Source organism: Chamaesiphon sp. GL140_3_metabinner_50 (genome assembly GCF_025361915.1).
Taxonomy (GTDB): Bacteria; Cyanobacteriota; Cyanobacteriia; order Cyanobacteriales; family Chamaesiphonaceae; genus Chamaesiphon.
On the sequence record NZ_JANYJC010000199.1, the window covers coordinates 1 to 6,675 of the forward strand.

Annotated in this window: 5 protein-coding genes and 1 pseudogene; 2 read left to right on the top strand and 4 right to left on the bottom strand. The window is 46.1% G+C overall.

Annotated features, from left to right (window positions below; genetic code table 11):
* Both Q0R35_RS09905 and Q0R35_RS09910 read left to right on the top strand, forming a co-directional pair.
* On the top strand, positions 1-3,390 hold a 3,390-nt coding region (locus Q0R35_RS09905), incomplete at its 5' end, for a hybrid sensor histidine kinase/response regulator (protein WP_295616968.1).
* A 24-nt stretch (positions 3,391-3,414) separates the two neighbouring features.
* A complete protein-coding gene (locus Q0R35_RS09910) occupies positions 3,415-3,843 on the top strand; it encodes a hypothetical protein (RefSeq protein ID WP_295616971.1) in 429 nt (142 codons plus the stop codon).
* A gap of 61 nt (positions 3,844-3,904) precedes the next feature.
* On the opposite strand, the gene Q0R35_RS09915 is transcribed toward Q0R35_RS09910, so the two are convergent.
* The 4 genes and pseudogenes from Q0R35_RS09915 to Q0R35_RS09930 all read right to left on the bottom strand — a co-directional run.
* Complete coding sequence (locus tag Q0R35_RS09915) at positions 3,905-5,248, bottom strand: TldD/PmbA family protein (protein WP_295616974.1); 1,344 nt, start codon at positions 5,246-5,248, stop codon at positions 3,905-3,907.
* A gap of 210 nt (positions 5,249-5,458) precedes the next feature.
* Complete coding sequence (locus Q0R35_RS09920; RefSeq protein WP_295616977.1) at positions 5,459-5,683, bottom strand: hypothetical protein; 225 nt, start codon at positions 5,681-5,683, stop codon at positions 5,459-5,461.
* A gap of 85 nt (positions 5,684-5,768) precedes the next feature.
* Positions 5,769-6,002, bottom strand: a pseudogene (locus tag Q0R35_RS09925) (DUF4258 domain-containing protein); the annotation flags it as partial.
* Between the two features lie 16 nt (positions 6,003-6,018).
* A partial coding sequence (locus tag Q0R35_RS09930) for a TldD/PmbA family protein (protein ID WP_295616983.1) occupies positions 6,019-6,675 on the bottom strand: 657 nt, incomplete at its 5' end.

Consider the following 6,675-nt stretch of genomic DNA (forward strand, 5'->3'; position numbering starts at 1 on the left):
ATGTACATCGACCCTGAATTACGAGATCGAGTTTATCAACTGTTCAGCTTGGAAGTGCCCAAGATGTTACAGACGATCGAAACAGAACTAGTGACTTTGAGTATCGATCGCAGTGAGACTAAGGTTAATAACCTATTACGAGCGGCGCACTCGATTAAAGGTGGGGCGGCGAGTTTGGGGCTAGACAAAATTGCCGATCTCGCCCATCAAATCGAAGATATTTTTCGGGTACTCAATCATCCCGAATTACCGTTCGATCGCAATTTAGACCAATTATTATTTAAGATTTACGATTGTCTCAACCAACTGGTTACCGCCACGATTAATGGTGAAATTCTAGAGATTGGCTTTCACACTACCACTCAAATTATTCTTGCCGATTTGGATGAAGAGATCGGGCATTTTGTGATTGCCGGACAGCAGATTCCCGACAATCGGCTGGTGGGTGTCGATATAACACAATCAATTTTTGAGGTCGATATCGCCCAAAGTTTAGCCAGACTCGAACGTGTGTTACTAGATCCAGAGTGCGATCGGATCGTTGTCGGTGAGTTTCGGGCGCAATCGGAAGTATTTACTGGCATTGCCAGCATGTTGAATACGCCTGGTTTTGGCTTGTTGGCTGATGCGACGATCGCGGCTTTAGACCGCCACCCCGACCGATCGCGCGAAATTTGTTGTTTTGCCCTGGTAGATTTTTATAAAGCCTTAGAAGCTGCGCTGACGGGCGATCGCGATCGATGTGGTACAATCTCGCCCGGTTTTGCGTTCTTAATGGCAGAACCGCCGCTCTCGACTCAATGGTGGAATTTGCCCCCCGCACAATTAGCCACACTGACAGATCTAGAAATCGGGCTAGTTGCCGATCGATCGTTAGAACTAGATGTGCTGGTTGAATCAACTGATGGTTTATTCGATTTAGCCGAGCTGTTCGATCCGGCAACAGCCGATCTCGTCGCCGTCGGTGGAGCGGACGTGCAGCAGTTGGAGACTAACATCGAGCTAGATTTTCCGCTCGAAGATCTGCTCTGGGTGCCGACTAGCGATCGACTGGATCTAGATTTTCCCCTTGAAGATCTGCTCTGGGTGCCGACGGTAGATCCGATCGCCAGTTTTGAATTTGACTTGGTAGATATTTTCGATGTTGATGTTGCACCGTTGGCGGTGAGTGAAATCGATATCGTCGCAGACTTGAGTTTCGATCTGGTAGATATTTTCGATCTTCCTGGCAATGCGATCGATCTAGAGCCACAGATCGCCGTATTCTTACCAGATGACGATCTCGATTTCGATTTAGCAGTTATTTTTGATGTTCCGATCTTCGCCGAACTGCTACCAGATATCGCGATCGGTCAAAACCGGGTCGAGCGACTAGTTGCCGAGATGACCCGTAATTTCGACAAATTCGCATTCAGTTCCCCCGCCACCTTTGCACCTCCAACTGGCACGCTCTTACCCAAACGGGTTAAAAAGTCGCGGAAAATTACTCAGGCACCCGGATCGCAACTATCGGTACGAGTGGGACTAGATAGGTTAGAGCGGATGAATAATTTGATGGGCGAACTAGCTATCGAGCGGCATGGTTTGGCGGTATCTAACGAACAATTCGATGATACGTTAAAGCAGGTGCGCGCTAACTGCGAGAACTTCCAGACGATTAGCACTCGATTGCGCCAAATTGCCGATACATTATCAATTTCAACTCGCCTACCATCGTTACCGATCGACGATTCCGGTGCAGGATCGCTAAACGATAGCTTCCACCAGCAATTTGACGTATTAGAACTCGATCGATATAGCGAAGTACATACCATCGCCCAAGCCACAAGCGAGCAACTAGCCCAAATCGAGGAACAAATCGAAGATTTATCGCTATTTGTCACCCAGTCTCATCAGCAAATCGATCGGCAAAAACAACTGTTATCGCATCTGCGCGACGATTTAATGTGGTCGCGGATGTTGCCTTTAGGCGAAATTCTCAATCGGTTTCCGCGCACCATTCACGATCTGTCGATCGAATTTAACAAGCCAGTCGATCTCAAAATTACCGGAGCTGGCGTACTAGTCGATCGAGCCGCGATCGACAAATTGCTCGATCCGTTGGTACAGATCCTCCGCAACGCTTTCGATCACGGGATCGATGCCGCCGCCGCTCGTCAAGCTGCGGGCAAACCCGAACGTGGTTCGATCGAAATTACCGCCTATCATCAAGGTAGCCAAACAGTTATCGACATTACCGATGACGGCGGCGGTATCGATATCGTCGCCATTCGCGACAAAGCCGTCGCGCTCAAAATCATCTCTCCCGCCGATGCCTTTGCCGCCACCAAAGCGCAACTATTAGAATTGCTGTTTATGCCCGGATTTTCGACGGCAACTCAGGTTACCAAATTATCCGGACGGGGCATGGGTTTAGATATCGTCAAAGAGCAAATTCAATCGATTAAAGGGACGATTTCGATCGACTCGCAACCCGTACACGGCACCACTTTCACCCTGCGAATTCCGTTGACGCTGACGATCGCTAAATTAATGGTTTGTCAGGCTGGTAATGCGATCTATGCCTTTCCGGCGGATAGTCTTCAAAAAATTGTCGTTCCCACTGCCGATCGATTATCGGCGGTAGATAACCAGTTATGCTTCCAGTGGCACGATCTCCAGATCCCCGTTTATAACCTTGCCGAGCTGCTGACTTACTCAATTCCCGTCCCCGAACGGATGATTTCGCATACGCTTAAAAGTAGTGCCAGCAACCCCGATGACTGGTTATCGCCGCTGTTTTTAATCCGCCGTGGAGATCGACTCGTCGCCCTTCAGATCGATCGAATGATTACCGAGCAAGAGCTAACTATTAAACCATTCGGTAAATCGATTACGCCGCCTAGTTATAGCTATGGCTGCACCATTTTAGGCGATGGGGTGATTCTACCCGTCTTAGATCCGCACACCCTCATTCAGGTACTCATCGAACGTCCCCAACGTCCGCAGATCGCGCCATCAGTAGCACCTGCCATCGTTGTTAATTCGATTCTTGTCGTCGATGACTCGGTAACCACCCGCCAAAGCCTGTGTCTCTCGCTCGAAAAATTTGGTTACCAGACGCTTGCGGCTAAAGATGGACAAGAAGCACTCCAAATTTTACGTCAGAAGACTAGCGAAATTAAATTAGTTATTTGTGATGTGGAAATGCCGAATATAAATGGATTTGAATTCCTGAATGTTTATCGTCAAGATGCGATGTTAACTCATATTCCCGTCGCCATGCTCACCTCCCGTAGTAATCACAAACACCGTCAATTCGCCGCTCATTTAGGCGCAATCGATTATTTTATCAAACCCTACGTCGAGCAAGATTTCATGAGTGCGATCGAGAAAATAATTAATAGTTAATAGTCGTCAATAGCTTTAATCCACATGATAGATAATTCTACCAACTTATTAGACCCGATCGCCCCCGTCGGCTCGATCTCGATCGAACTAGTCATCTTCGAGATTGCCGAAGTTAGCTTTGGAATTCCGATGACCAAAATTAATCGGATAATTAGTAATGTTTTCTTAGGTGAAGACTACAGCCTGACTCAAGATGTCGAGATTGTCGATCTACACCAGCGACTGACAGGCACTGAGATTGCCAACTTTAATGCGATCGCCATTTTTACAGGTACCGACGGGCAACTATATGGCATTCAGATCGAAACAGTACCAAGTCTAATGACAATTCCACTCGATCGCATCCGCACAATTCCCCAACAAATTCGTACCAACAACCCCTTAGGAATTGCCAGCCACATCGCCATGATTTCCAACTCACAGCTAGAGTTAACGATATTTATTTTGGCATAGGAGAGATGGGAGATGGGAGCTGGGAATAAAGAACTTTTTCTTACTCCTTACTCCTTACTCCTTACTCTCCCGTTACCGACAATCCCTCTACCCAAACTCGCGGACAGACACCACTATTAGTTAACTCTTCCTTGGGTTCGATGTGGACGATCGCGTTTAACAACTCGCGGAAATCTCCGGCAACTGTCGCCGACTCCACACTGGTCTTCACGCCCTTATTAATCACCCAACCATCAAAAGGTAACGAGAACGATCCTTGCAGCGATTGTACGCCCGCATGGAGGGCTTGGAGGTCATCAATTAAGATAACATTTTCGGCTGTATCGAGATTATATTTCTCGTCGGCTTTTTCGCCACCAGCAACATGATAAAAATGGGGAGAAACAGTAATCTTCGACCCCATATTCGCATGTCCCGTCGGTTGGGTATTCATCCGTTTGGCAGTTCCCGCACTGTGAATAAATGATGATAACACACCTTTATCGATCAGGTTAATCCGTCGCGTTGGCGTACCTTCACCATCGAAAGTTTCAATGCCAATGTTACTCGGATGCAGCGCATCGTCGGCGACAGATAATAACGGTGAAGCAATTTGTGTACCCAGAGATTCGGGTGTCGATAAACTCTGATTGTCGAGAATACTTTGGGCGTTATACATATTTGAGAACGCACCCAGCAAACTCAAAAAGGCATCGGGTGAAAAGACGATCGTATATTTACCAGAAGCAACCTTTTCATAGTTGAGATGACTGATTGTTTTCTCAGCAGCTTCTTCAATACACTTTTCGACATCTAACTTCTCAAAACTATGGCTGAGTTCAAAAGCCCCCGCACTGCGAGGCTTCTTCCCTTCCTGTTCGGTTTTAGTGTATAAATAAAGCGAAGTATAAGAGCGCGAATCACTCCGAACAGCACCGTCGCTATTGAGATAAAATTGGTCTACAGATTGCTGAGATAGTCCATTATAAGGAACGCTTTCGATCGCTTCATGCTTGGCTAATAACTTACGTTCTGCTGCTACCAAACTTTCGATTAATTGCGGAACCGTCGCCGCTGCACCCGATTCAATTTTAATATCGGCAATTGGCGCAGTCGCTTCGGGGCTAAAATCTGGCGCGTGTTCTTTAATGCCAAAAAAGCTTGCTTCGTGAGCGGTTTTCAGCGCAAGTTCTAAACCGATATCATCGACATCAGTGGTGCTAGTAATCCCGACGGTATTTTCGTTATTCCATACTCGCACGGTAATGCCCGATCGATTGGATGCTTTGACTTGTTTTGGTTCCCCTCTATCGACTTGGACGCTGACGCTATCTGTAGTCGAGCCAGACAAATCGAATTTAGAAATACCTAATTTGGTAGCAATTTTACGAGCAGAATCAGAAACAGTTTGAATATTTAGAGACATAGGTTAAGTTAGTTAAAATTTGAAAATTTGTAGGTTGGGTAGAGCAAGGCGAAACCCAACAAACATCTCTAGTAATCTTGAAGTGGGTTTTTTCAAACCGCAGAGACGCAGAGGACGCAGAGAGAAGAAAAGAGCTTAAATATGAGAGTTGATGCTGGGTTTCACATTCGTTTAACCCAACCTACAGATCTGGCACTTTTCAAACACCCTCTAAGCAGCAAATTCATATACTGGAGTCTGAGCAAATCGAATCGGACTCTCTCGATCGAGGATAATTTCCTGTAGGCGATTTACGGTACTTGGTGCAAAAAATTGCTCTCCTGTATCTAAATCGACGCGGGCGGGTACGTTTTCAATTAGAAAAAACTCGCCGTTGACTTCTAATGTGTATGTTACTTGTGTTTCTATTAAATCTTGAGTTCGAGTGTTACTCATCAGTTGTTATCCGCCTATTAAAATTATCGATCCAGCGGATCGAATCTGGTTCGTATACAGTCACGATTTTAATTAATGGTCGTCAAGGATAACTACAGTGAATATGAATCGATCGATTCTGTTGAGTTACTCCACTAATTAAACAACTCGCACCATATTTATCATCAGGATAATCTTCGATAACTCGACCGCTAGCAATAGCCTCTTCAATTTCATGCAACCGAATATTTCTGATAATCGATCTATCGGTTGCATGTTTGGAAAATTCAAATAAATTGTTAGCGATCTTATCCCGAATTTCTTCAATGAGTGTTTGCATACAGCCGATGACAACTTTAGCGTCCGCCGACGGTAATCGAATCGACCTTGATATGTGGCTGTCCGACAGTTACATAAATACTGCCACTTACCGAACCGCAGAATCCCGCAGCTAAACCTAAATCCGACGAACACATCGAAATCTTATTCATGATTTCTTTCGCTTCACCAATTAGCGTCGCCCCCTTGAGCGGCTTAGTAATTTTGCCATTTTCGATTAGATAAGCTTCATCGACTGCAAAGTTAAATTGTCCGGTAGCACCGACGCTACCACCACCCATTTTCTTACAGTAAATCCCCTTTTCGATCGAGTTAAATAGATCGTCTACATGATGTTCGCCAGGAGCGATATAGGTATTCCGCATCCGACTCGCCGCCGCATAGGCATAACTATTGCGTCGTCCGCTTCCCGTACGCGGATGTCCCGTACGGATCGATCCGGCCCGATCGGCGATAAAATTCTTGAGGATGCCATTTTCGATCAATAATGTCCGTTGGGCTGGCATTCCTTCATCGTCCATATCGATCGTGCCAAACGCATTACCAGATAAGCCTTCATCCCATGCTGTCAGGCTTTCGTGAGCGATTTTCTGCCCCTTCATCTCTGCAAAGGGAGTAGTATTTTTCTCGATTTGGGTGGTTTCGAGTAAATGTCCGCAGGCTTCATGGAAAAT

What these genes read in the sequence shown, in the direction of transcription:
- Q0R35_RS09910 (WP_295616971.1), top strand. Translation starts at nt 3,415, where the DNA reads ATGATAGATAATTCTACCAACTTATTAGACCCGATCGCCCCCGTCGGC.
- Q0R35_RS09915 (WP_295616974.1), bottom strand. Translation starts at nt 5,248, where the DNA reads ATGTCTCTAAATATTCAAACTGTTTCTGATTCTGCTCGTAAAATTGCT.
- Q0R35_RS09920 (WP_295616977.1), bottom strand. Translation starts at nt 5,683, where the DNA reads ATGAGTAACACTCGAACTCAAGATTTAATAGAAACACAAGTAACATAC.